At 32.1% G+C, this 2,390-nt stretch carries 1 protein-coding gene and 2 tRNA genes; all 3 read right to left on the bottom strand.

Going from position 1 to position 2,390, the window contains the following annotated elements; all coding sequences use genetic code 11:
• Positions 1-509: 509 nt before the first annotated feature.
• Positions 510-582 (bottom strand) — tRNA-Phe (locus HX13_RS21565).
• Between the two features lie 183 nt (positions 583-765).
• Complete coding sequence (locus HX13_RS21560; RefSeq protein ID WP_128572563.1) at positions 766-1,611, bottom strand: tetratricopeptide repeat protein; 846 nt, start codon at positions 1,609-1,611, stop codon at positions 766-768.
• Between the two features lie 609 nt (positions 1,612-2,220).
• A tRNA-Phe gene (locus tag HX13_RS21550) sits at positions 2,221-2,293 on the bottom strand.
• Between the last annotated feature and the right edge of the window lie 97 nt (positions 2,294-2,390).

Raw genomic sequence — 2,390 nt, 5'->3', positions numbered from 1 at the left:
TCAAAGCTAATGGCTGGCGAGATTGAGTGATCAAAAATATACATTTAAATGCAAGATCTTATCAGATTACTATTTTGTAAGTGAGTTAAGAGGCAAAATAGGATCAGGAGCAAAAGTTGGGGACATAATAAATTGGTCTGAATATAAAAATTCTGTTCATTATTGATTAGCGTCAAATTATTGAGATCGTTTTTCACGCAAAGTTTAAAAAAAAATAATGTTCTATTTCAAGTAGGCAAGAAGGCAGCATAGCTGCTGACTAAGCGCATGCAAAGTCTTCGCTTCATCAGAATCGATTAAAAATCGATTCATTTCTTAGCTTACTTAAAATAAAGAGTAATCAAAAAGAATCCTTTGCGTGAATTTTGAAAATTAAATAGATCTGAATATTATAAGACCACAACTTTTGCGCTTGATCCGGTAATGTTGTTATCCAGGGTAAGTTGGAAGCAAAAATGTAGTAATTATCCTATAACAAAAAAACCTCTGACTAATCAGAGGTTTTCAAGTGGTTTCTCCAGGAATCGAACCAGGGACACATGGATTTTCAATCCATTGCTCTACCAACTGAGCTAAGAAACCATTATATTTTTGTTTGTCTTACTTCGTTGTTTTAAAGTGATGCAAAAGTATAATATTTTGTAATATCATGCAAGTTTTTTACAATTAATTTTGAAAAAATAAAAACATAGAATGGTATTATGAACTCAAATATTTGTATACTAGTTGTTTGAGGTATTTAAAACTTTTTTGGCATTTTCATTATCAGGGTTGAGTTCCAGGGATTTTTTTATAGTTTTCCAAAGCTTCTTTCTTTTTATCAACTTTTAAAAGTGTTTCCCCATAACTGTCATAGGTGTTCCAGGCATTGGGATAGAGCTGAATATTTAATCTGAATATTTTCAGGGCATCATTTATTTTGTTTTCCCGAAGAAGCTGATATCCGAAGTTGTTGATTTCACTTTCACTGGTATTATAGGTAGACTTTATTCCTTTTTTATGCTCTGAAATGATAAATGAAATTAACTTATCAATTGATGGACGAGAAATATAGGCATCATTCAGGGGAATGAGATTCATTTCCCTTTCATTTTCCTCTTGCTCTTTAAGGGATTTTACACCGTAATATTTTCTTTGTTCATCAGTTACCTGGGTAGTATCTATTTTATATCTTGCCCATTTGTTATTTGTTGTATAATCCTTGATATATTGGGTGCCATAGATCTGAGGTTTGTTTTGATGCATCAAATGTCTGTCTACAGCAGCAGCGTACCACCAGCGGTTTAAGCCCGGATCGAGTTGCAAGGCTTTTTCAAAGCTTTTGACAGCCATTCCGGAGGAAATTGTATCTCCACCATGTTGAAAAACAATACCGGAATTAAAATAATCTTTTGCAGTATTCACTTTATTTTCCTTTATTAACACATAAATTCTGGCACGTCTTAAACTGTCTTCTTTGTTTAAAACTTTCCAGTTGATTTTAGATGCTTTTCTGGCGTTCTGGTCATCATCTGCCATTTTTTGCAGTTCCGGATTATCTGTTGTCTGGGAAAATATTTTTACCGAAAACAATAGAAAGAATAGCATGTAAATGTCGGTTTTTCTTTTCATAGGGTATTAGTTTATAAATAATCATTTAAAAAAATGATAAATAAAAATACAAAAAAGAGAGATGTATTACAGATAATTTTTGAAAAAGAAATAAATATCAAAGCTAATGGCTGGCGAGATTGAGTGATCAAAAATATACATTTAAATGCAAGATCTTATCAGATTACTATTTTGTAAGTGAGTTAAGAGGCAAAATAGGATCAGGAGCAAAAAGTTGGGGACATAATAAATTGGTCTGAATATAAAAATTCTGTTCATTATTGATTAGCGTCAAATTATTGAGATCGTTTTTCACGCAAAGTTTAAAAAAAAATAAATGTTCTATTTCAAGTAGGCAAGAAGGCAGCATAGCTGCTGACTAAGCGCATGCAAAGTCTTCGCTTCATCAGAATCGATTAAAAATCGATTCATTTCTTAGCTTACTTAAAATAAAGAGTAATCAAAAAGAATCCTTTGCGTGAATTTTGAAAATTAAATAGATCTGAATATTATAAGACCACAACTTTTGCGCTTGATCCGGTAATGTTGTTATCCAGGGTAAGTTGGAAGCAAAAATGTAGTAATTATCCTATAACAAAAAAAACCTCTGACTAATCAGAGGTTTTCAAGTGGTTTCTCCAGGAATCGAACCAGGGACACATGGATTTTCAATCCATTGCTCTACCAACTGAGCTAAGAAACCATTATATTTTTGTTTGTCTTACTTCGTTGTTTTAAAGTGATGCAAAAGTAGCAAGTTTTAGTATACAAAGCAAGTATTCATCGCACTTTTTTTTGAG

Source organism: Chryseobacterium sp. P1-3, from assembly GCF_000738495.1.
In the GTDB taxonomy this organism is placed as follows: Bacteria; Bacteroidota; Bacteroidia; order Flavobacteriales; family Weeksellaceae; genus Chryseobacterium; species Chryseobacterium gallinarum.
Note: the sequence above shows the minus strand (reverse complement) of the source record. Positions and strands in the feature narration are given on the sequence as shown.

Bases quoted from the DNA above. Each gene is read 5' to 3' on its own strand.
- HX13_RS21560 (WP_128572563.1), bottom strand. From the start codon at position 1,611: ATGAAAAGAAAAACCGACATTTACATGCTATTCTTTCTATTGTTTTCG.